20 protein-coding genes are annotated in these 20,850 nt (G+C 67.7%); 14 read left to right on the top strand and 6 right to left on the bottom strand.

Annotation, left to right across the window (positions count from 1 at the left end):
* Positions 1–7: 7 nt before the first annotated feature.
* From H149_RS0115425 to bla, 3 genes are all read left to right on the top strand, one after another.
* Positions 8–487 carry a hypothetical protein gene (locus H149_RS0115425; protein ID WP_154654847.1) on the top strand — a complete coding sequence of 160 codons (480 nt, stop codon included), beginning with the start codon at positions 8–10 and terminating at the stop codon, positions 485–487.
* 792 nt (positions 488–1,279) lie between these two features.
* Positions 1,280–2,251: a LamG-like jellyroll fold domain-containing protein gene (locus tag H149_RS0115420; protein WP_154654846.1), complete on the top strand. Its 972-nt coding sequence runs from the start codon at positions 1,280–1,282 to the stop codon at positions 2,249–2,251.
* A 67-nt stretch (positions 2,252–2,318) separates the two neighbouring features.
* Complete coding sequence (gene bla / locus H149_RS0115415) at positions 2,319–3,230, top strand: subclass B3 metallo-beta-lactamase (RefSeq protein ID WP_020650668.1); 912 nt, start codon at positions 2,319–2,321, stop codon at positions 3,228–3,230.
* Positions 3,231–3,342: 112 nt separating this feature from the next.
* Here bla and H149_RS0115410 read toward each other — a convergent pair whose 3' ends face one another.
* Both H149_RS0115410 and H149_RS0115405 read right to left on the bottom strand, forming a co-directional pair.
* Positions 3,343–3,849, bottom strand: a complete 507-nt coding sequence (locus H149_RS0115410; protein WP_020650667.1) for a DUF1993 domain-containing protein — start codon at positions 3,847–3,849, stop codon at positions 3,343–3,345.
* A 550-nt stretch (positions 3,850–4,399) separates the two neighbouring features.
* Complete coding sequence (locus H149_RS0115405) at positions 4,400–6,121, bottom strand: potassium/proton antiporter (RefSeq protein WP_020650666.1); 1,722 nt, start codon at positions 6,119–6,121, stop codon at positions 4,400–4,402.
* A gap of 170 nt (positions 6,122–6,291) precedes the next feature.
* Here H149_RS0115405 and H149_RS0115400 point away from each other — a divergent pair, with 170 nt between their 5' ends.
* Complete coding sequence (locus H149_RS0115400) at positions 6,292–6,780, top strand: c-type cytochrome (RefSeq protein WP_020650665.1); 489 nt, start codon at positions 6,292–6,294, stop codon at positions 6,778–6,780.
* Between the two features lie 306 nt (positions 6,781–7,086).
* Positions 7,087–7,836 (top strand): TorF family putative porin, encoded by a 750-nt coding sequence (locus H149_RS22315; RefSeq protein WP_020650664.1) that lies wholly within the window; start codon positions 7,087–7,089, stop codon positions 7,834–7,836.
* A 55-nt stretch (positions 7,837–7,891) separates the two neighbouring features.
* On the opposite strand, the gene H149_RS0115390 is transcribed toward H149_RS22315, so the two are convergent.
* The gene (locus tag H149_RS0115390) at positions 7,892–9,397 is read right to left on the bottom strand and encodes a YifB family Mg chelatase-like AAA ATPase (RefSeq protein WP_020650663.1); all 1,506 of its coding nucleotides are present in this window, start codon (positions 9,395–9,397) and stop codon (positions 7,892–7,894) included.
* A 13-nt stretch (positions 9,398–9,410) separates the two neighbouring features.
* Positions 9,411–9,818, bottom strand: a complete 408-nt coding sequence (locus tag H149_RS0115385; protein ID WP_245540540.1) for an accessory factor UbiK family protein — start codon at positions 9,816–9,818, stop codon at positions 9,411–9,413.
* 85 nt (positions 9,819–9,903) lie between these two features.
* On the opposite strand from H149_RS0115385, the gene glnK reads away from it, so the two are divergent.
* The 4 genes from glnK to H149_RS0115365 all read left to right on the top strand — a co-directional run bounded on the left by glnK (position 9,904) and on the right by H149_RS0115365 (position 12,793).
* Positions 9,904–10,242, top strand: a complete 339-nt coding sequence (gene glnK, locus H149_RS0115380; protein ID WP_020650661.1) for a P-II family nitrogen regulator — start codon at positions 9,904–9,906, stop codon at positions 10,240–10,242.
* A 17-nt stretch (positions 10,243–10,259) separates the two neighbouring features.
* Positions 10,260–11,804, top strand: a complete 1,545-nt coding sequence (locus H149_RS0115375) for an ammonium transporter (RefSeq protein ID WP_026353216.1) — start codon at positions 10,260–10,262, stop codon at positions 11,802–11,804.
* 177 nt (positions 11,805–11,981) lie between these two features.
* On the top strand, positions 11,982–12,320 hold the full coding sequence (locus H149_RS0115370; RefSeq protein WP_020650659.1) for a P-II family nitrogen regulator: 339 nt from the start codon (positions 11,982–11,984) through the stop codon (positions 12,318–12,320).
* Positions 12,321–12,445: 125 nt separating this feature from the next.
* Entirely contained in the window at positions 12,446–12,793 is a 348-nt protein-coding gene (locus H149_RS0115365) for a DUF4124 domain-containing protein (protein ID WP_020650658.1), read from the top strand.
* A gap of 83 nt (positions 12,794–12,876) precedes the next feature.
* On the opposite strand, the gene speE is transcribed toward H149_RS0115365, so the two are convergent.
* Positions 12,877–13,728 (bottom strand): polyamine aminopropyltransferase, encoded by an 852-nt coding sequence (gene speE / locus H149_RS0115360; RefSeq protein WP_020650657.1) that lies wholly within the window; start codon positions 13,726–13,728, stop codon positions 12,877–12,879.
* 140 nt (positions 13,729–13,868) lie between these two features.
* Here speE and speA point away from each other — a divergent pair, with 140 nt between their 5' ends.
* The 3 genes from speA (at position 13,869) to H149_RS0115345 (ending at position 17,398) form a co-directional block, all read left to right on the top strand.
* A complete protein-coding gene (gene speA / locus H149_RS0115355) occupies positions 13,869–15,773 on the top strand; it encodes a biosynthetic arginine decarboxylase (RefSeq protein WP_039749165.1) in 1,905 nt (634 codons plus the stop codon).
* A gap of 102 nt (positions 15,774–15,875) precedes the next feature.
* On the top strand, positions 15,876–16,325 hold the full coding sequence (locus H149_RS0115350) for an SRPBCC family protein (RefSeq protein WP_020650655.1): 450 nt from the start codon (positions 15,876–15,878) through the stop codon (positions 16,323–16,325).
* 44 nt (positions 16,326–16,369) lie between these two features.
* Entirely contained in the window at positions 16,370–17,398 is a 1,029-nt protein-coding gene (locus tag H149_RS0115345; protein ID WP_020650654.1) for a DUF72 domain-containing protein, read from the top strand.
* Here the strand turns inward: H149_RS0115345 and argH are convergent.
* Complete coding sequence (gene argH, locus H149_RS0115340) at positions 17,395–18,780, bottom strand: argininosuccinate lyase (RefSeq protein WP_020650653.1); 1,386 nt, start codon at positions 18,778–18,780, stop codon at positions 17,395–17,397. The two genes, H149_RS0115345 and argH, sit on opposite strands and share 4 nt — an antisense overlap.
* A gap of 116 nt (positions 18,781–18,896) precedes the next feature.
* Between argH and H149_RS0115335 the strand changes: the two genes are divergently transcribed.
* Positions 18,897–19,982: a sensor histidine kinase gene (locus H149_RS0115335; protein ID WP_020650652.1), complete on the top strand. Its 1,086-nt coding sequence runs from the start codon at positions 18,897–18,899 to the stop codon at positions 19,980–19,982.
* Positions 19,983–20,023: 41 nt separating this feature from the next.
* Positions 20,024–20,767 (top strand): LytR/AlgR family response regulator transcription factor, encoded by a 744-nt coding sequence (locus H149_RS0115330; RefSeq protein ID WP_020650651.1) that lies wholly within the window; start codon positions 20,024–20,026, stop codon positions 20,765–20,767.
* Positions 20,768–20,850: the final 83 nt, after the last annotated feature.

Below are 20,850 nucleotides of genomic sequence, written 5' to 3'. Positions count from 1 at the left end.
GCGAACCATGCGGACCTCGATGCGCGCCAGGCGTCATGGTGGAATGGCAACGGCGACGATCTTGCTGGCTGCCGTTTCGTTAGGGTTCCCGTCGCCGAGTGCGTCCAATAGTGCGTCCGACACGCTGGCCTCGATTGCCGGCATCTGGCACACGGACGTCAGAAAATTCATGGCTGACGCCATCGTCTACTTTGTCCTGGACCCGGACAGCAGCTGCAAGCAAGTGGTCAAGATCAGCTTGGTCGGGCTTACAAAGTGGACCGCGCGCAGCTGTACCTGGCGGCTTGATGGCAATCTGCTGACCTTGTCGCTGGAAAAATCCGCGGCGAGCGAGGAGGAGAAGGACAACTTGGCGCAGATTACGGTCGCCGAAGTCACCCGGGACAGCTTGCTCATATCGAGTGGTGGCAAGGTGCAGCGGTGGATGCGAGCAGAAAAATTGCCTCCCGACTTTGCGGTGCGTCTGCAAGCCGCTTCGACACCATGATTTATCGGTCTTGGCTATATCGCTGCGACGGCTTTTTACCTCGCATGGTCTTTCAATCGTAGGCAAGCTTCGCGGATTGAAGTCTAGCGCGGGGCCATCCACCAGCGCCCGAAGCGGCCTTGTTCTGCCTCGAAGCGCGATGGTGAGTCATCCATCGACACCATGGCTCGCCACAGTTCTGATATTCGTCCTTTGGGGTGCGCAGAACATGATGAATGCCTCGGCGCCGCTCGATGTCATCGGGATTCGCCATGAAAGCTGGCAGCACCCGTCTAGGAGCGGCGCGTCGACCGTGCGAGTGATCTGCTTGGCGTGATATCGCAGTTCCAGCGACGGAGGCGCCCCGTCGCTCTAGCGCCGCAATGCCGCGGCGTGAAGACGCCGGCGCTTGCACGGCATCTGCCGCATCACAGGGCTGTGGAGGGGGGGCGGCTGCCGGCCCCGGCGCCTCCGCCGCCCGAGACGAGACGGCGAGTTCGTTGTTAGGGCGTGCCCCGACAGTTGCAGTGCGCCGAAGCCTCGCATCTGCGGGCGCCGCCAGTAATGCGCGTGGCCGTTTTCCTGCGCGGCCCTATATGGTGGTCACGAGTGACCAAAAGTTCTGGTTTTCATCCTGCCGGGCGCGCCGGTTCGCTGCATGTTCTCGCCGCGCCTCGTCGGCGCCGTGCGGGGTGTAATTTCCGCATCTGTGGATGCACGGTGGTGGCCGCGGCCGGTCGGCCTCGCGCCCCCCCCCGTGCCCGCATCGCATCCGCAGACCCGCCGCCGGCAACGCGCGCTGCCGTACAGAGCGTGCGCACGCTTGGCGCTATACGTTCTCGCCGGCCCGCCTCCCGGGTCGTTCGCGGAGCGAGGAACGTGAAAATTCTCGGGGTTCTGCTGCTCAGTCTGCTGCTCGCCAGTGGGCCGGCTCATGCTTCGGCGGACTTCGCCGCCGGCAGCCTGTACCGCACGGCCGGGGTTCCGGCGTGGAGCGCGCAGGCGGGCACGTTCACGATCATGCTCTGGGTGTATGCCCCGTCGGTCAGCGGCATGAACAATTTCTTCAGCGCCGACGACGGCGGTGCGTTCAGGGTTTACGTGAACATCGGCACGGCCGATGACAGTCCGACCGGGCCGTACTTCCTGACCCGCAACGGCGAATGGCATTTCAACCGCGACGGCAGCTACACCGCCAATCCGGCACAGAGCTTCGACGTCAGCCTCGGCTGGACGTTTCTGGCTGTCAGCTTCACGCAGGGTGGAGCCACCGATCTCTACGCCTGGCAGGCCGGCGTCAACGGCGACGCGTTGGTGCACGTCCCGGTGCGCGACAGCGCGTCCTCGATCGCCGGTACCGGTGCGGTCAACACCTTCGTGCTCGGCGACGAGAGCAATTTCGTCGAGGGCTGCCGCTGTCTGATGGGTCCTGTCTATGTGTACGACGGCATCGCGCTGAGCCGGGCGCAGATCGATGCGCAGCGGCAGCAGCTCGCGCCGCTGGTGAGCGCGCATCTGATCGCGTATTCGTCGTTCGTTGACGGCGACGCACTGGCGATCGACGAAAGCGGCACGGCGAACTGGTCGGTGCACGGCACCGTGCGTCTGAACGGCGCCGCTCCGCCGCCCGTCGCGGCGGGCGGAGGGACGACGACGGGCGGCTCGACGGCCGGGGGCAACGACGGCGGCGCAGCGGCGGGCGGCGGCGGGGCGCTGCTGGCCGACGGCCTGCTGATTCTGCTCGGTCTCGGTGCGTTGCGGCGGCGTCTGCGCCGCGGAGGCTAGATCATCGGGCTTGCGCTGCCAGCGAGGTTTGCGAGAATCGCCGCATCGCCCCCGACGACCGATACCCATGTCCCTGCTGAACGTTTCCCTGGCGCCGGGTCGCGCCGCGATGCTGGCGGTGGCGGTCCTCGGTTTCGCGCCGGCGTTCGCCGACGACGGCTGCGAGATCTGCGTGCGCTGGAACGAGCCGGTCGATCCGTTCCGCATCTACGGTGACACCTACTACGTCGGCGCCCGGGGGCTCAGCAGCATTCTCATCACCTCGCCGCAGGGCCATGTGCTGATCGACGGCGGCCTGCCGGAGACGGCGCCGCTGATCGCCAGCAATATCGTCGCGCTCGGCTTCAAGTTCGAGGACGTCAAGCTGATCCTCAACTCGCACGCGCACTACGATCATGCCGGCGGCCTTGCCGAGCTGGCGCGCGAGAGTCGCGCGCAGGTGGTGACAAGTCCGTGGAGCGCCAATGTGCTGCGCAGCGGTCAGGCCGGCCCGTCCGATCCGCAGTACGGCGAGCTGCCGCGCTTTCCGTCGTGGTCACATCCGCAGACGGTCGGCGACGGCGAGACGCTGAAGCTCGGGCCGATCCGCATCACCGCACACGCGACCGGCGGTCATACGCCCGGTGGCTTGAGCTGGACCTGGCAGTCCTGCGAGAAGGCCGGCTGCCTGAACTTCGTCTACGCCGACAGCCTGACGCCGGTCGCGGCGCCCGGCTTCCATTTTTCCCGCAGCAAGACCTATCCGGGCGTGCTCGGCGATTTCGAGCACAGCTACGCGGTGCTCGAGGGCCTGGATTGCGATGTGCTGTTGACGCCCCATCCCGATGCGTCGGCGTTCTGGCAGCGCCGCGAAGCACAGGAAGCGGGCGAGCCCGGCAATCCGTACGTCGACCGCGACGCCTGCCACAACTACGTCGCGATCGCCCGGCTGGCGCTCGAGAAGCGTCTGGCGCAGGAACAGACCGGCGTCGCCGAATAGCGCCAGTCTCCGAGCGGGCGGGCCGCCCGTCTTGCGTGGCCGAGCCCACCGCATCGCGGTGAACTCGCCGGCGGCTGGCCGCCGGCTCCGGAAGTGTCGTTCCAGCGCGCTGCTAGTCCCGGCCGAGGAAGTCCGGCTTGCCGATCTCGACGCCGTTGTGGCGCAGCAGGTTGTACGCCGTCGTCACGTGAAAATAGAAGTTCGGCAGCGCGAAGTGCAGCAGGTAGGACTGACCGTTGAAGTTCAGCGTGCCGCTGCGCAGCTGCAACGTGATCGGCCGTTCCTCGCTGCCGTCGATCTGCGACGGCTGCAGCGTCTGCAGGAATGCCAGGGTCTTGTCGAGGCGGTCGATCAGCTCGGGAATCGTGCGCTCGCTGTCCTCGAACTTCGGCGGCTCGATGCCGGCCAGCCGCGCGGCGCAGCCCTTGGCGTTGTCGGTCGCGATCTGCACCTGGCGCGACAGCGGGAACATGTCCGCGAACAGCCGGCTGTCGGGCAGCGCCGTCGCATCGAACTTGCGGATGTCGGCATAGGCCGCGCCTTTCTCGAGGAGGCGGCGCAGATTGCCGAGCATGCGAATGAAGACCGGCACCGAGGCCTGATACATCGACAGCGACATGGCGGAACTCCGTGATCAGGTGGGGAGTCGCGGCATTCTAGCGGCGGCGCTCGGGCCTGTGACCGCAGGCCGTGGCATGGAATCTGCTCTCTTCATTCCCGGAAGGCGGCTGCGGCCGCCTTGGCGGTGCTGGCGAGAGGCGATGGATCGACCTGAAAATTCGTCCGATCGCATTATTGACTTGTAGGTCAGTCAACTCTATACTGCACCGCAACATGATTCAGCAACGAAAAACCCGGCAAGCCGGGGCGTTGCCGGGTCAGATCGATCTCCTCCAGAAAGGCCATGCGCCTTTCTCGCACTTTGCCCTCCGGTTAACCCCGGGGGGCTTCTTTTTTGGCGCTGCCTTACCGCATGCCAGGGCCGCTATATGCGTGTCTCCCGGCGCTCTCTCCCCAGAAAAACCGGTGGCGCACCATGGTGCGCCACAGGCCCAAAGTTCATTAGCTTAGGCCGATTGTGCAAAGGTTTCGGCTTGATTACAAGCGCCGGCGCCCCATTCTGAGTCGCGGTAGCGCTACCAATGCGTCGTTGTCGCGCAGCGCGCGGCTCAGTTCGGCAGGCGCAGTCCGATCTGCGTCGGCCGGTCGCCCGCGACGGCTTTGATGACGAGCTGAATTTCGCCGAGCCGCAAACGGTCGCCGACGACCGGATGCGGCAAATGCATTTGCAGCAGATCGGCGACGGTCTTGTCGGCGGCATGCTCGGGCATTGGCAGGCCGTAACTCTGGCACAGCGCCTCGACCGGCGCGTCGGCGTTGACGGTGAACTCGCCGAAATAACGGCGCGTCAGCGGCTCGTCCGGCTCGTGCAGCGATTCGAACAGCCGATCGAGCGCATCGAGCTGGCTCTGGGCGGCAAGCAGCGAAACGTAATCGCGCGCCTGCAGCGCGCCCCATTCGCGATAGTGCAGCACGCGCCCGCCACGGGCGATGCAGATGATGCGCGAGATGTCGGGGATCGGCAGATCCTTGTGGCGCATGCCGATCAGCTTGCTGTTGTCCGGGATCCGGTAGCTGACCACCTCATAGCCGCGCTGGCCGGGCAGGTCGATGTCGACGCGATGCACGCGCGCGGCGGTCTTCGGCACTTGCAGTCCGAGCAGGCGCGCGACCGGCGCGACGCTCGCGCCCTGCACGATCAGGGACACCAGGACGATGAAGAAGGCGATGTTGAAAAATAGCTGTGCGTTCTGAAGGCCGGCCAGCCACGGATAGGTGGCCAGCACGATCGGCACCGAGCCGCGCAGGCCGACCCAGGCGATGTACAGCTGCTCGCGCCACGGAAAGCGGAACGGCGCCAGACTGATGAAGACCGCGGCGGGGCGGGCGACCAGCAACAGCGCCGCCGAAACCAGCAAGCCCGGTATCGCGACTTCCATCAGCTGCCGCGGCGAGGCGAGCAGCCCCAGGATCACGAACATGCCGATCTGCGCCATCCAGGCGATGCCGTCATGGAAGCGGCGAATGCTGGCTGCCGCGCGCAGCGAGCGGTTGCCGAGGAAGATGCCGGCGAGGTAGACGGCGAGAAAGCCGCTGCCCCCGATCAGGCCGGTGAGGCCGAAGATGGTCAGGCCGCCGAACAGCGCCAGCAGTGGGTACATCGAGTCGCCAAGGCGCAAACGGTTGAGCCCGCGGATCAGCAGCCAGCCGCCGGCATAGCCGCAGGCGGCGCCGGCCAGCATTTGCCAGATCAGCATGCGCAGTGCTTCGATGAAGCCGAAGCTCTCCGGCGCTTGCAGATAGGTGATGGTCGCCAGCGTGAGGAAGATCGCCATCGGATCGTTGGTGCCGGATTCGATCTCGAGCGCCGAGGTGACGCGCTCGTTGAGCGCCAGCGCGCTCGAGCCGAGCAGCGAGAACACCGCCGCGGCGTCGGTCGAGGCGACGATCGCCCCGATCAGGAAGCCTTCGGCGGGTGTCAGCTGCAACAGCCAATGGCAGACCGCGGCGGTAATGCCGGCCGTCAGCAGCACGCCAACGCTGGCCAGCGTCAGCGCGGGCCGCAGTCCGGTGCGGAAACTGTCGATGCGCGTGCGCAGCCCGCCGTCGAACAGCACGACCGCCAGCGCCGCCGTCGCCGCGAGGTTGGCGAGCCCGTAGTTCTGGAACTGGATGCCGCCCGGCCCGTCCTCGCCGGCCAGCATGCCGACGATCAGGAACACGAGCAGCAGCGGAACGCCCAGCCGCGGCGTGATGACGGTTGCCAGGATGCTGACGAGGAACAGCAGCGCGGCGAGCAGGATGAAGTGGCTGGAAGCGTCGAAACTCATGGTCGCCAAGTGTATGCATCGGCCATGCCTTCGAGGCGTGCGCTATGCCTCCATGTCCTCGCCCTGCCGCGTGCCGGACCGGCGCGCTGGCGATCGGCTGGCCGCCGCGCTCGGCGCCCCGCTATACTCCGGCGTCGAAATCCCGGTCGACTACAAGGAAGGAGAAGTCAGTGGCGCACAAGAACCACGACCAGGTGTTTTTCATCAACTTCGGCATGGTGCTCGGCGCCCTGTTCGGTATCTTCTTCATCTGCATCTTCGCCGCCCGGCTGCTCGACAAGGGCGACGAACATGCCGATCCCGACGCGCAGGCGCGCATCGAGGAGCAGATTAAGCCGGTTGCCACCGTGGTCACCGATCCGGCGGCACTGCTCAAGGTGGCGGCCGCCGCGCAAGCGGAGCGCGCGCCGATGAGCGGCGAGCAGGTCTATGCCAAGGTCTGCACTGGTTGCCATGCCGCCGGCGTGCTCAACGCGCCGAAGGTCGGCGACAAGCTGGCCTGGGGCGAGCGGCTCAAGGCGCAGGGCGGCGTCGACGGCGTGGTGCAGAAGGCGATCTCCGGTCTCAACCAGATGCCGCCGCGCGGTGGCGATGCTTCGCTCAGCGACGCCGAGATCAAGGGCGCCGTCGAGTTCATGCTGAAGCAGACCGGCCTCTGAGCTCGGTTCAGGTTTGACGAAACGCCGCCTCCGGGCGGCGTTTTCGTTTGTGGCCCCTGTGGCCCTGCGCGGCGCAAGAAAGACCGCCGGCAATGGGGCGCACCCGTTTGGTGCATGGCCATTGCGTGATATTCCGGATTTGCCCCGAGCGCCGCGCTGCAGATTGCGCCTAGATGAATGTTGCCATGAGGGAAATTGACAATTGACGCCCGACCAAAAAGGTGCATGGCATGGGCTTTGCGTTGCTGCCACGGGGCCGCAGCAACGCTGCTGCGGAACATCTATCCACTTGGGAAGAGGCTTTACATGGAATTCAAGCGTTCAGTGTTGGGCGCCGTTCTCGTCGGCGCGGCGGCGTTCTCGGGCAGCGCGTTCGCCGGCGTGACGGGGAACGTCGGTGCGGTCAGCGAATACATGTTCCGCGGCGTGTCGCAGGGCAGCGGCGCCGCCATCCAGGGCGGCGTCGACTACGCACACGATTCCGGCGTCTATGTCGGCCTCTGGGGTTCGAACGTCGACTGGGGCGTCGGCGGTGCAGAGACCGACGTCTATGCCGGCTACGCGACCAAGTTCGGCGATGTCGGTTTCGACATCGGCGCGCTCTACTACTACTACGCGGAATACAAGGAAGACGCCTACGGCGCGGCGGGCATCAACCCGAACACCTTCGAAGGCTACGTGAAGGTTTCGTACGGTCCGGTTGCCCTGCAGTACTACTACAGCCCGCACTATTTCGGCGGCGAGGAAGCCAACGGCGACGATCTGTCGAACTCGTACATCGCGCTGGTCGGCGCCTTCCCGATCACCGATTCGGTGAACCTCAACGTCAGCGTCGGCGACACGATCAGCAGCGACGACGTCTATGTCACCAAGAGCGACGGCTCGACCAAGAAGTCGTACGTCGATTACAGCCTGGGCGTCAGCAAGGCGATCGACGAGACGCTCACGGCGAGCTTCTCGGTCATCGGCAGCACGCTCAAGTACGACAACGGCACGGATTACGAAAGCGACAAGCCGAAGTTCGTCATCGGCATCAAGAAGACCTTCGCGCTGTAAGCGCACGAGTCATTCACGCGTCGGGAAGGGCCGCCTCGCGCGGCCCTTCTTCGTTTCAGCGCAAGGCCGCGGCGCGGTAGCGCAGCGCCTCGCCGATGTGCCCGGCACCGACGTCCGGCTGCGCGGCAAGGTCGGCGATCGTGCGGGCAACCTTGAGCGTGCGGTGGTAGGCGCGGGCCGACAGCTGCAGACGCTGCATGGCCTGCTGCAGCAGTGCCGTTCCGTCCGCATCGGGCCGGGCCCAGCGCTCCAGCTCGCGCAGGCCGAGTTGCGCGTTCGGTACGCCCTGGCGATCGAGCTGGCGCTGCCGCGCAGCGCAGACGCGTTGCCGGACCGCGGCGCTCGGCTCTTCCGGAGTGTGCGCGGCTCCGCCGAGCAGCTCCTCGCGCGCGACGCGGGGCACGAACAGCTGCAGGTCGATGCGATCGAGCAGCGGGCCCGAGATGCGGGCACGGTAACGCGCGACCTGGTCCGGCGTGCAGCGGCATTCGCCCTGCGCATCGCCGAGATAACCGCAGGGGCAGGGATTCATCGCCGCGACCAGCTGGAAGCGGGCCGGGAAATCCGCCTGCCGCGCGGCGCGCGAGATCGTGATCGCGCCGCGCTCCAGTGGTTCGCGCAGGACTTCGAGCACGTCGCGGTCGAACTCCGGCAGTTCGTCGAGGAACAGCACGCCGTGGTGTGCCAGGGTGATCTCGCCGGGGCGCGGTTGCGTGCCGCCGCCGACCAGCGCGGCGCCCGAGGCGGTGTGGTGCGGGGCGCGGTACGGCCGGCGGCCCCAGTCGCGCGGATCGAAGCCCTTGCCGATCGAGGCGACCGCAGCGACTTCGAGCGCCTCGTCGTCGCCGAGCGGCGGCAGGATGCCGGGCAGGCGCTGCGCGAGCATCGACTTGCCGCCGCCCGGCGGGCCGCTCATCAGCAGCGAATGCGCTCCGGCCGCAGCGATTTCGAGCGCGCGCTTGGCCTGCGCCTGCCCGCGGACCTCGGCGAGGTCCGCGGCGGCGCCATCGGCGCTTGCCAAGGGCGTCGCCGCGTCGGCGGGGCGCAGACGATTCTCGTGGAGTTCGGCGCAGAGGGTGCCGAGGCGCTCGGCGACGAAGACGCGTGCGCCGCGCGCCAGCCTCGCTTCGGCGCCGTTGGCCTCGGGGACCAGCAGCGCGCGGCCGGCGGCGGCGGCTTTCAGTGCGGCGGGCAGGGCGCCGCGGATCGGGCGTATCTCGCCGGACAGGGACAGCTCGCCGAGCACTTCGAGCGCAGCCAGCGGTTCGGCCGGAATCTGGCCTGACGCGGCGAGGATGCCGAGCGCGATCGCCAGGTCGAAGCGCGAGCCTTCCTTGGGCAGATCGGCGGGCGCCAGGTTGCAGGTGATGCGTTGCAGCGGGAAGCGATAGCCGCTGTTGACGATCGCGGCGCGGACCCGGTCCTTGGCTTCGCGGACCGACGCTTCCGGCAAGCCGACGATGCTCAGGCCCGGCAGACCCGGGGCGAGATGGACCTCGACGCCGACGCCTTCGGCGTCGAGGCCGTTCTGGGCGCGGGCATGAACCGTGGCGAGCGACATGCCCGCATGCTAGTCAGCCGGCGTCGCGATCAGGGTGCGGTGTTTCACGCTGTTCGAGCGCCTGGAGGCGCTTTTCCAGCAGGGCCAGCTTCTTTTGCGTGCGGGCGAGCAATTCAGCCTGGGTATCGAAGCGCTCGCGCGACACCAGATCCCACTTCTCGAGATTGGCGCGCAGCACCGCCCGGAAATTGTCCTCCAGTTCGCTGCGCAGCACGCGCAGTCCAGGCGGCAGGATGCCGGCGAGCTTGGCGGCGAGGTCTTCGATGCGGCGACTTTCCATGGGGGAAGCGATTCCGGGGCGAAAGCGGGGCCGCTGATTATGCCTCGCCCCCGCAGGCCGGTTCCTCCGGCCGGCTCGATGCACCAAAATCGTGCTCGGCCGGATCATTTCGCGCACGTTCTGATGGCGATTCGCTGGCATGGTCCATGCTTTGAAGGCCGGGGCCGCCGGGGTGATGAGGCTCCCTCGGCGTCAGGACGCTTTCCGACTCAGGAGTGATTCGAACATGAAATTAATCGCAGCCATCATCAAGCCGTTCAAGCTGGACGAGGTGCGCGAAGCACTCTCGGATATCGGCGTGGCTGGCATCACGGTGACGGAGGTCAAAGGCTTCGGCCGCCAGAAAGGCCATACCGAGCTGTACCGGGGCGCCGAATACGTCGTCGACTTTCTGCCGAAGGTCAAGATCGAAGTCGCGGTGCCGGACGACAAGCTCGACGCCGCCATCGACTCGATCAGCAAGGCCGCGCATACCGGCAAGATCGGCGACGGCAAGATTTTCGTTTACAGCCTGGACCAGGCCATCCGCATCCGCACCGGCGAAACCGGCAAAGACGCTCTCTGAGGGGGAATCCGACAATGATGCGCAAATTACTGAGTGCCGCGATGCTCGCGGCGGTATGCGGCCTCGCGCCGGCCGCCTGGGCGCAGGACACCACGCCGGCCGCACCGGCTCCGACGGCGGAAGCCGCGCCGGCTCCCGAGGCAGCCGCGCCCGCGGAAGCGGCTGCCGAAGCGCCGGCTGAAGCGGCGACCGCCGCCGAGGCGCCGGCCGAAGAAGCCGCGCCGAGCGTCCCGCATTGCGGCGACCAGGGCTTCGACTGCAACAAGGGCGACACCGCCTGGATGATGGTGTCGGCCGCGCTGGTCCTGTTCATGACGGTGCCGGGCCTGGCGCTGTTCTATGCCGGCATGACGCGCAGCAAGAACGCGCTGTCGACGGTGATGCAGAGCTTCGCGATCTTCTGCGTGATCGCCGTGCTCTGGGTCGTCTACGGCTACAGCGTCGCGTTCACCGTGAACAACCCGTTCTTCGGCTCGCTCGACAAGCTGTTCCTGCACGGCGTCGATGCGAGCACCGTCGGCGCGACGTTCAGCAAGGGCCAGTACATCCCGGAAATCGTCTTCGTCGCCTTCCAGCTGACCTTCGCGGCGATCACCGTCGCGCTGATCACCGGCGGCTTTGCCGAACGCATGAAGTTCTCCGCGGTGATGATCTTCAGCGTCCTGTGGTTCACGATCTCGTACCTGCCGATGGCGCACATGGTGTGGCTGTGGGATGGTCCGGATGCGTACACCAGCGCCGAAGCGGCCACTGCCGCCGCCGAGCACGCCGGCTTCCTGTTCCAGAAGGGCGCGCTCGACTTCGCCGGCGGTACGGTGGTGCACATCAACGCCGGCATCGCGGCGCTGGTGGCGGCGATCATCGTCGGTCCGCGCAAGGGTCTGGGCAAGTCGCACTTCGCGCCGCACAGCCTGATGATGACGGCGATCGGCACCGGCATGCTGTGGATGGGCTGGTTCGGCTTCAACGCCGGTTCGAACCTCGAAGCGACCGGCACTGCGGGCATGGCGTTCTTCAACACCATGTTCGGCACCGCCGTCGCCGGCGTCGCCTGGGCTGGCACCGAGTGGATCCTCAAGGGCAAGCCGAGCCTGCTCGGCGTCTGCTCGGGCATCGTCGCGGGCCTCGTCGCGATCACCCCGGCTGCCGGCTTCGTCGGTCCGCTGGGCGCCTTCTGGATCTGCCTCGTCGCCGGTGTCGTCTGCCTGCTCGCCGCGACCAAGCTGAAGGCCATGCTCGGCTATGACGACGCGCTCGACGCGTTCGGCGTGCACGCGGTCGGCGGCATCATCGGCGCCATCGGCACGGGCATCTTCGTCGACCCGGCGCTCGGCGGCTCGGGCGTCTACGACTACGTGGCCAACGCGGTCGGCGCCTTCGACATGAAGGCCCAGGTCATCGCGCAGCTGTGGGGCGTCGGCACGGCGATCGTCTGGTCGGGCGTTTCGGCCGCGGTGATCCTGCTGGTTCTCAAGTTCACGATCGGCGTGCGCGCCAGCGACGAAGCCCAGGAAGAGGGCCTCGATCTCGCCGATCACGGCGAGAAGGCCTACAACCAGTAAGCCGTACTCGCGATTCATCTCCGGTGGGTTGGGGCGGGTCCTTCGGGACTCGCCCCTTTTCTTTGCCGCCCGCGCACACTCGCGTCGGCCTCGACCGATGCGCACGATTCTTGCGGAACTGCCGGCAGGCGCGACGCTGCGCTAAACTTCAACTCCGACACAGACGCGAGTTCCGCTATGAAAATGCTCATCGCCATCATCAAGCCGTTCAAGCTCGACGCCGTGCGCGAGGCCTTGGCCGACATCGGTGTGCAGGGCATGACGGTGACGGAAGTGCGCGGCTTCGGTCGCCAGAAGGGGCATACCGAGCTGTATCGCGGCGCCGAGTACACCGTCGACCTGCTGCCGAAGGTGAAGATCGAGGTTGCCGTCGCGCCGGAGATGGCCGAGAAGGCGACCGAGGCGATCCTCAAGGCCGCCAAGACCGGCCAGATCGGCGACGGCAAGATCTTCATCTATGACCTGGAGCAGGCGGTGCGCATCCGCACCGGTGAAGCCGGCGTCGACGCGGTCTGAAGCCTTCCGTCAGCCCGCGGTGCCCGTCGGCGCCGCGGGTTTTTTGCGTCCGCCGCGGCGAGCGGCGAGACTGTGCGTCATCGATCTTGCGGGGAGGCGGGGCAGTGCGCATAGCGGCAGTGGCGATGGGCATCCTGTTCAGCGCATCGGCGCTGGCGGGGCCGGTGTACAAGTGGGTCGACGCCGCAGGGCGCTTTCACTTCAGCGATACGCCGCAGCCGGGCTGGACGCGCGTCGAGGCCGGGCGCGTCAACACCGTCACTGCCGAGGTGCCGGCGGATGAGGGGCAGGGCGAGGCCGAGCGTGCCGCGCAATGCAGGCAAAAGCAGGACACGCTCGCGAGCTTCCGCAACTCGTCTAAGGTGATTGAGCGCGATGCGCTCGGCAACGAGCGCGAGTACACGCCGGAGCAGCGGCAGCAGCTGATCGAGCAGACCGAGCGGCAGGTGCGCGAGGCCTGCGGCGAACCCTGAGCCGGCGCCGGCGGGACGCTAGACGCTATAAAAAAGGCCGCCGTCTCCCCGGGAGACGGCGGCCTTTTTCCGTGCCGGCCGGCTCAGCGCTGCAGCGCGCGCCTGACGTAGGTCGGCAGCGCGAAGGCGCCGCGGTGCGTGTCGGCGTTGTAGAAGCGGCAGTCGAGCGCGTCGATCGCCTGGGCGTCGAGGCGGGTGGCGAGCGGGCCGGCCTTCTTGCAGGCGATCGAACCCGACCACCAGCCGGACGGATAGATCACCTGCGGGAAGTGCAGCAGATGCGTCTGCGCGAAGCCGGCCTCGCGCATCGCGGCGTGCATTTCCTGGATCAGTTCCAGATGCAGCAGCGGCGATTCCGACTGCTGGACCAGCATGCCGTCCGGCTTCAGGGCCTTGATGCAGTCGAGATAGAAGCGCTTGCCGAACAGGCCTTCGGCCGGGCCGACCGGGTCGGTCGAGTCGATGATGATCAGGTCGACCGAGCCCGGCGCCACATCCTTCATCCACTGGATGCCGTCGCCGAAGAACAGCGTCGCGCGCGGATCGTCATTGCGGTCGCACAGCTCCGGGAAATACTGCTCGGACAGGCGGGTGACACGCTCGTCGATCTCGACCTGCGTCGCCGATTTCACCTCGGGGTGCTTGAGCACCTCGCGCAGCGTGCCGCAGTCGCCGCCGCCGACGATGACGACGGTCTCGGGATTCGGGTGCGAGTTCAGCGCCGGGTGCGACATCATCTCGTGATAGAGGAAGTTGTCGCGGGTCGAGACCATGGTGCAGCCGTCGATCGTCATCAGCCAGCCGAAGGTCTCGGTCTTCCAGATCTCGATCTTCTGATACGGGGTCTGCTCCTCGTGGACTTTTTCGCCCTTCAGCGAAAATGCCGTGCCGGTGCTTTCCATCGGCTCGGTAAACCAGGTGCGATCCAGCGTCATGACGACCTCGTAGGCTGCAGATTCGGGAACAGGGTGAGCGGGCGCTCGCGGGTGGGGCCCGGCGCTCCTACAATGGCCGCCCTCCGCTGCGAGGCGGCGCGAGTATATCGAGTGAATGAGGCCGGTGGGTGACGCGCGAGATGAATGACGAACGGGTGGCCGGCACGCCGGCGTGGGACGCGGCACAGGCCGGCGAGCTGTACAACGTCCCGCAGTGGGGCGAAGGCTATTTCGACGTGGCGGCCGACGGCCGCATGCGCGTGCGCCCCTACCGCGACCGTTCGGGGGTCGAGATCGACCTCTACGAACTGGCCAGGCGCCTGCCCGGCGAAGGCCTGCCGCTGCCGGTGCTGGTCCGCTTCGTCGACATCCTGCACGACCGCGTCGACCAGCTGACCGGCGCCTTCGCCTCGGTCATCGAGGAACTCGGCTACCAAGGGCGCTACACCGCCGTCTATCCGATCAAGGTCAATCAGCAGGGCGATGTCGTCGAGGAGATCGTCCGCCACGGCGGCGCGCGCGTCGGCATCGAGGCCGGCAGCAAGCCCGAGCTCGCCGCCGTGCTCGGCCTGGCGCGGCCGGGCAGCATCATCGTCTGCAACGGCTACAAGGACCGCGCCTACATCCGCCGCGCCCTGATCGGCAGCAAGCTCGGCCACCGCGTCTACATCGTCGTCGAGAAGCTCTCCGAGCTGCCGATCGTGCTCGAGGAGGCGCAGGCGCTCGACGTGGCGCCGCTGATCGGTCTGCGCGTGCGCCTGTCGTCGAACTTCACCAGCACGCAGCAGAACACCGGCGGCGAGAAGGCCAAGTTCGGCCTGTCGGCGCCGCAGATCCTCGAGGCGGTCGAAATGCTGCGCGCCGCCGGCCGCCTCGACGCCGTGCAGATGATCCACTTCCACCTCGGCTCGCAGGTCGCCAACGTCCAGGACGTCGCGCGCGGCCTGCGCGAGGCCTCGCGTTTCTACGTCGAGCTGCGCCGGCTCGGCGCGCCGGTGGAGGTCGTCGACGTCGGCGGCGGCCTGGGTGTCGACTACGAGGGCACGCGCTCGCGCTCGTTCTGCTCGATGAACTACTCGCTGCGCGAGTACGCGCGCAACATCCTGCGCACGCTGCAGGAAGTCTGCCTCGCCGAAGGCCTGCCGCAGCCGAACGTGATTTCCGAGTCGGGGCGCGCGCTGACCGCGCACCACGCGGTGCTGATCGCCGACGTCGTCGAGCACGACGAAGCGCCGGCGCAGCGTGTCGAGGCGCCGGCCGTCGACGCTCCGGCGGTGCTGCGCGAACTGCACGCGCTGTTCCGCGAGATCGACGTGCAGGGCCCGATCGAGAGCCTGCACGACGCGGCGCAGTTCTTCGCCGATGCCCAGGCCCAGTACGCGCAGGGCCTGCTGACGCTGCCCGAGCGGGCCTACGCCGAGCGCGTCTACTACGCGCTGGCGCGGGCGGTGCTGCCGAAGCTCGATCCGACGATTCGCGCGCAGCGCGAGGCCTACGACGAACTGCGCGAGAAGCTCGCAGCGAAATATTTCTGCAACTTCTCGGTGTTCCAGTCGGTGCCGGACGCCTGGGCGATCGATCAGGTCTTCCCGATCATGCCGATCCACCGTCTCGACGAGCGGCCGCAGATCCGCGCGCGCCTCTGCGATCTCACCTGCGACTCCGACGGCAGGCTCGACCAGTACGTCGACCGCGAGGGCCTGATGCCGACGCTGGCGCTGCATCCGCTGCGCGCCGGCGAGCCGTACCTGATCGGCTTCTTCATGGTCGGCGCCTATCAGGAAATCCTCGGTGACATGCACAACCTGTTCGGCGATACCAATGCCGTCAACGTCGTGCTCGACGATGCCGGCGGCTGGCATCTCGAAGGCGCCGAGCAGGGCGACCGCACCGACGAGCTGCTGCGTTACGTCCATCTGGAGCCGGAGAAGCTGGCGGCCGCCTATCGCGCCAAGCTCGACGCGCTGGCCCTGCCGGACGCTCAGAAGGACGCGCTCTACGCCGAGCTCGAGGCCGGTCTCAGCGGCTATACCTATCTGTCCTGAGCGTCGCGTTCAGCGCAGCGTCGGTTGCAGTGTGGTGTAGTTCGCGGCGCTGTCGCGCCACTCGCGCGACACTGACGCCACGCTTGCGCTGCACTGCCGCCGATGATCACCGTTGCCTCCTCGATTTGCGTTCGCCGTCCGACGGACGAGGTCTTCGCCTACGCCGGCGACTACCGCAATGACGCGCACTGGCGTTCCGGCGTGACGGCGATGCGCTGCGAGCCGGACGTCGAGCCGGCGCTCGGTGTGCAGACGCACGAGACCATGCAGATGCTCGGCCTGCGCGCCGAAACGCTCGCCGAGATCATCGCCTGGGAGCCGGGCCGGCGCACCGCGTTCCGCTCGATCAGCGGGCCAGTGCCCTGCGAAGGCCGCCGCCTGTTCGAAGCCACGCCGGACGGCACGCGCGTGACGTATCAGCTGCATCTGCTTCCGCAGGGCCGCTGGCGCCTGCTCGCGCCACTGCTGGCACTGCTGTTCAGCGTGCAGGTCTTCGCCGATCTGCGCCGTCTGCGCCGTCGCATCGAGGCGCCGATCCTGCACGCGGCCTGAAGCGACGCTTTGCCGTCGCCCGGACGGCCCCGCACAATCCGGACATGCAGGACTCCCTGTTCCCCGACGCCGTGCCCGCGCCGCTTGCCAGCGTTCTGCCGTCGCGCCGCCGCGCCGGCGGCGTCGAAGCGGCGACCCCGTCGGCCCGGTTGCTCGCCCTGGGCGAGGCGCTGCCGGCGACGCTGCGTCTCGGGACCTCGTCGTGGAACTATCCGGGCTGGGTCGGCAGCGTCTGGGCGCAGGATTACGCCGAGGCGACGCTGTCGAAGAAGGGGCTGCGCGCCTATGTGCGCCATCCGCTGCTGCGCACGGTCAGTCTCGACCGCGCCTTCTACCGCCCGCTCGACGCCGGGCGCTACGCCGCCTACGCGGCGCAGGTCCCCGATGACTTCCGCTTCGTCGTCAAGGCACCGAGCGTGGTGGCCGACGCGCTGATCCGCGGCGAGGACGGTCGCGGACTGGAGCCCAATCCGAACTTTCTCGACCCGAAGCTCGCCGTGCACGCGTATGCCGCGCCGGCGCTCGAGGGCCTGGGCCGCAAGCTCGGTGCGCTGGTGTTTCAGCTGAGTCCGCTGCCGGAGGCGCTGCTGCATGATCGCGCGGCGCTGTTGCGGCGGCTGGCGGCGATGCTGCGAGCGCTGCCGGACCTGCGCGCGACGGCGCCGGACGCGGTCCTGGCCGTCGAAGTGCGCAACGCCGCCTGGCTCGGGCCCGATTTCGTCGCCGTGCTGCGCGAGTGCGGCGCGACCTACTGCCTCGGCCTGCACGCCAAGATGCCGCCGATCGCCGAGCAGCTGCCGATCCTGCGCGCGCTGTGGCCGGGGCCGCTGGTCTGCCGCTGGAACCTGCACCGGCGCCACGGCGCCTACGGCTACGAGGAAGCGAAGCGGCTCTACGGTGCCTTCGACCGCATCGTCGACGCCGATCCGCAGACACGCGCGACGCTGGCGCGCGTCATCAAGGGCACGGCCGCCGCCGGCTGGCCGGCGTACGTGACGATCGGCAACAAGGCCGAGGGCTCGGCGCCGCTGTCGGCGCTGGCGCTCGCCGAGGCGGTCGTGGCCTTGCCTTAAGCCTTCTTCGCGGCGCGCGCGCGGGCGATCGCGGCGCGCACCTGGGCCGGCGCGGTGGCGCCGTAGTGATCGCGCGCGTTCAGCGAGCCTTCGAGCGTGATGCGCGCGTAGACGTCCTCGCCGATCAGTTCCGAGAACTGGCGCAGCTCGGCGAGCGAGAGTTCCGCGATGTCGCAACCCTTCTGCTGCGCGTAGGCGACCGTGCTGCCGACGGCGTGGTGCGCGTCGCGGAACGGCAGGCCCTTCTTGACGAGGTAGTCGGCGAGATCGGTCGCCGTCGAGAAACCCTTGGCAGCGGCGGCGCGGCAGTTGTCGCGACGGACTTCGATCGCCGGAATCATCTCGGCGTAGACCGACAGGCAGATCGACACCGTGTCGACAGTGTCGAACAGCGGCGGCTTGTCTTCCTGATTGTCGCGGTTGTAGGCGAGCGGCTGGCCCTTCATCAGCACCAGCAGCGCGTTGAGATTGCCGATCACGCGGCCGGTCTTGCCGCGCACCAGTTCCGGCACGTCCGGATTCTTCTTCTGCGGCATGATCGAGCTGCCGGTGCAGAAGCGGTCCGGCAGGTTGACGAAGCCGAACATCGGCGTCGACCACAGGATCAGCTCCTCGCTCCAGCGCGACAGGTGCACGAGGATCAGGCTCGCGGCGGCGCAGAACTCGATCGCGAAGTCGCGATCGGAGACGGTGTCCAGCGAGTTCTCGGTCACGCCGTCGAAGCCGAGCAGCTCGGCGACGTAGTGACGGTCGATCGGATAGACCGTGCCGGCCAGCGCGGCGCTGCCGAGCGGCAGCAGGTTCATGCGGCGGCGGCAATCGACGAGCCGCGAGCGGTCGCGCAGCATCTGTTCGCGCCAGGCCAGCATGTGGTGGCCGAAGGTCACCGGCTGGGCGATCTGCAGATGCGTGAAGCCGGGCATCACGGTGTCGGCCTCGCGCTCTGCGAGGTCGAGCAGGCCGTCGGCAACGCGGTCGAGCAGCGTCAGCAGCTCGTCGATGACGTCGCGCACGTAAAGCCGCAGGTCGGTGGCGACCTGGTCGTTGCGCGAGCGGCCGGTGTGCAGGCGCTTGCCGGCGTCGCCGATCGCTTCGGTCAGCCGCGCCTCGATGTTCATGTGCACGTCTTCGAGCTTCTCGCTCCATTCGAAGCGGCCGGCTTCGATGTCGGCGAGGATGGCGTCGAGCCCGGCGACGATCTGGCCCACGTCGTCGGCCGACAGCACGCCGACCTTGCCGAGCATCTTCGCGTGCGCCTGCGAGCCGCGGATGTCCTGGCGATAGAGGCGCGCGTCGAAGCTGACGGATTCGGAGAACTTCTCGACGAGCGCGGACGTGGATTCGGCGAAGCGGCCGCCCCAGAGTTTCTGGTTCCCGGACATGGACGCAGGATCGGTGATGGAAAAGGGGGCCGATTATAGGCGCGGCGCTTGCCGGTAGCCCGCGCCGCACTGCAAAGTGGCGTCTGCCGGCAGGTGCCGGTGACCCGCCAAACCCCGTGCAGCAGATCGCGCCGTCGCCCCGCCATCGCCTTGACCTGATTCCCAACTTCTGTGAGGCGCGACCGGTCCTGTCGCTGGCCTTCATCATGGCGCTGGTGGCGGCCGTGCTGACGCTGGCCAACGGCGCCTCCGGGGAGCTGGCCCTGCAGCGCTGGCTGCTGATCACGCTGTACCTGCAATGGATCGGCTTCTGCGCGGCGGCGACGCTGTGCTGGGCGCGGCGCTGGCTGCGCTACGCGCGCCCCGGCGTGGTGTTCTTCGTCTGCTGGGGTCTGCTGGTCGTCATCGTCACGCTGATCTCGGACATCGCCTACCGGCTCAGCGCCTACATGCACTGGGAGTTCGCCGTCATCGGCGAGTCGAGGCTGCTCTTCATCCTGCGCCACGCGGTGATCGCCGCGATCGTCGCGCTGATGCTGCTGCGCTACTTCTGGGTCCGCCACCAGTGGACGATGCAGGTCCGCGCCGAGGGTGAGGCGCGCTACCAGGCGCTCAACGCGCGCATCCGGCCGCACTTCCTGTTCAACTCGCTGAACAGTCTCGCGGCGCTGATCCAGGTGCGTCCGGACGAGGCGGAAATGATGGTCGAGGATCTTTCCGACCTGTTCCGCGCCAGCCTGCAGAAGGGCCTGCAGATCGCCCAGCTGCTCGAGGAGATCGGCCTCTGCCACGCCTATCTGCGCATCGAGAAGCTGCGCCTCGGCGACAAGCTGGTGGTCGAGTGGGACATCCCGGAAGAGGTGCTCGAGTGGCCGGTGCCGAAGCTGATCCTGCAGCCGGTTATCGAGAACGCCATCCATCACGGCATCTCGCGACTGGCCGGACGCGGTACGATTCGCATCGCGGCGCGCGAGATTTTCGGACGGCTCGTCATCGAGGTCAGCAATCCGATGCCGCCGCAGGACGAACCGGCCGTGCACGGCAATCGCGTCGCCACCGACAATATTGCCCAACGCCTCAAGCTGATTTACGGTGCGGGTGCGCGGCTCGAACTGGGCCGCGACCTGCGCCTCGAAGGCGGTGTGTTCCGGGCGCGGCTGGTGCTGCCGCGCATCAGCATGCCGGAGCCGGGGCCGGTCTGAATTCGAATCAGGGAAGCGGGACAGGGGAGAGGCAAGGACCAATGCGCGTTGTAATCGTCGACGACGAACCGCTGGCGCGAGAGCGCCTGAAGCGGCTGCTGCAGGAATTTCCGGGCTACGAGGTGGTCGGCGAGGCCGACAACGGCGAGGCCGCCCTCGACGTCATCGACGACGAGGAGCCGGATCTGGTCCTGCTCGACATCCGCATGGGCGGCATCGACGGCCTGCAGGTCGGCCGCCAGCTCGCCGAGATGGACGTGCCGCCGGCGGTGATCTTCACGACCGCCTACTCGGAGCACGCGCTGTCGGCCTTCGACGCCAGCGCCCAGGCCTACCTGCTCAAGCCGATCCGCATCGAGAAGCTGCGCGAGGCACTGCAGCGCGTGCGCAAGCCGACGCGCGCGCACAAGCCGCAGGCGCAGCCCGGCGCCGAAGCCAAGTCGCTGAAGCGCGAGTTCATTCTGGCGACGACCCGCGACGGCCTGATCCGTGTGCCGACGCAGGAAGTCGTCTACTTCCTCGCCGACCAGAAATACACGACGGTCGCCCATCTGCACGGCGAGGTGCTGATCGAGGAATCGCTGAAGACCCTCGAGGAAGACCTGCAGCCGCAGTTCCTGCGCATCCACCGCAAGGCGCTGGTCAACACCAACTTCATCGCCAGCCTCGAACGGGACCGCCACGGCGAGCAGCACCACTGGCTGAAGATGAAGCACGCATCGCAGTCCCTGCCGGTGTCGCGGCGCCGTCTGGCCGAGGTGCGCCGCTTCCTCACCGAGACCTGAGCGGGCATCGGCGCGACCGCGGCTCCGCGGCGACGGAATCGTGTGACAATGCGCGCCCCGCATCGTCACGTTCCCCGAGCCCG

The sequence above is a fragment of the Solimonas variicoloris DSM 15731 genome (assembly GCF_000382285.1).
Lineage (GTDB): Bacteria > Pseudomonadota > Gammaproteobacteria > Nevskiales > Nevskiaceae > Solimonas > Solimonas variicoloris.
This window is presented reverse-complemented; position numbering and strand designations above follow the sequence as displayed.

Bases quoted from the DNA above. Each gene is read 5' to 3' on its own strand.
- H149_RS22315 (WP_020650664.1), top strand. From the start codon at position 7,087: ATGGAATTCAAGCGTTCAGTGTTGGGCGCCGTTCTCGTCGGCGCGGCG.
- speE (WP_020650657.1), bottom strand. From the start codon at position 13,728: ATGACGCTGGATCGCACCTGGTTTACCGAGCCGATGGAAAGCACCGGC.
- H149_RS0115350 (WP_020650655.1), top strand. From the start codon at position 15,876: ATGATCACCGTTGCCTCCTCGATTTGCGTTCGCCGTCCGACGGACGAG.
- bla (WP_020650668.1), top strand. From the start codon at position 2,319: ATGTCCCTGCTGAACGTTTCCCTGGCGCCGGGTCGCGCCGCGATGCTG.
- H149_RS0115345 (WP_020650654.1), top strand. From the start codon at position 16,370: ATGCAGGACTCCCTGTTCCCCGACGCCGTGCCCGCGCCGCTTGCCAGC.
- argH (WP_020650653.1), bottom strand. From the start codon at position 18,780: ATGTCCGGGAACCAGAAACTCTGGGGCGGCCGCTTCGCCGAATCCACG.
- H149_RS0115365 (WP_020650658.1), top strand. From the start codon at position 12,446: ATGGGCATCCTGTTCAGCGCATCGGCGCTGGCGGGGCCGGTGTACAAG.
- speA (WP_039749165.1), top strand. From the start codon at position 13,869: ATGAATGACGAACGGGTGGCCGGCACGCCGGCGTGGGACGCGGCACAG.
- glnK (WP_020650661.1), top strand. From the start codon at position 9,904: ATGAAATTAATCGCAGCCATCATCAAGCCGTTCAAGCTGGACGAGGTG.
- H149_RS0115370 (WP_020650659.1), top strand. From the start codon at position 11,982: ATGAAAATGCTCATCGCCATCATCAAGCCGTTCAAGCTCGACGCCGTG.
- H149_RS0115385 (WP_245540540.1), bottom strand. From the start codon at position 9,818: ATGCCAGCGAATCGCCATCAGAACGTGCGCGAAATGATCCGGCCGAGC.
- H149_RS0115425 (WP_154654847.1), top strand. From the start codon at position 8: ATGCGGACCTCGATGCGCGCCAGGCGTCATGGTGGAATGGCAACGGCG.
- H149_RS0115390 (WP_020650663.1), bottom strand. From the start codon at position 9,397: ATGTCGCTCGCCACGGTTCATGCCCGCGCCCAGAACGGCCTCGACGCC.
- H149_RS0115375 (WP_026353216.1), top strand. From the start codon at position 10,260: ATGCGCAAATTACTGAGTGCCGCGATGCTCGCGGCGGTATGCGGCCTC.
- H149_RS0115405 (WP_020650666.1), bottom strand. From the start codon at position 6,121: ATGAGTTTCGACGCTTCCAGCCACTTCATCCTGCTCGCCGCGCTGCTG.
- H149_RS0115410 (WP_020650667.1), bottom strand. From the start codon at position 3,849: ATGTCGCTGTCGATGTATCAGGCCTCGGTGCCGGTCTTCATTCGCATG.
- H149_RS0115330 (WP_020650651.1), top strand. From the start codon at position 20,024: ATGCGCGTTGTAATCGTCGACGACGAACCGCTGGCGCGAGAGCGCCTG.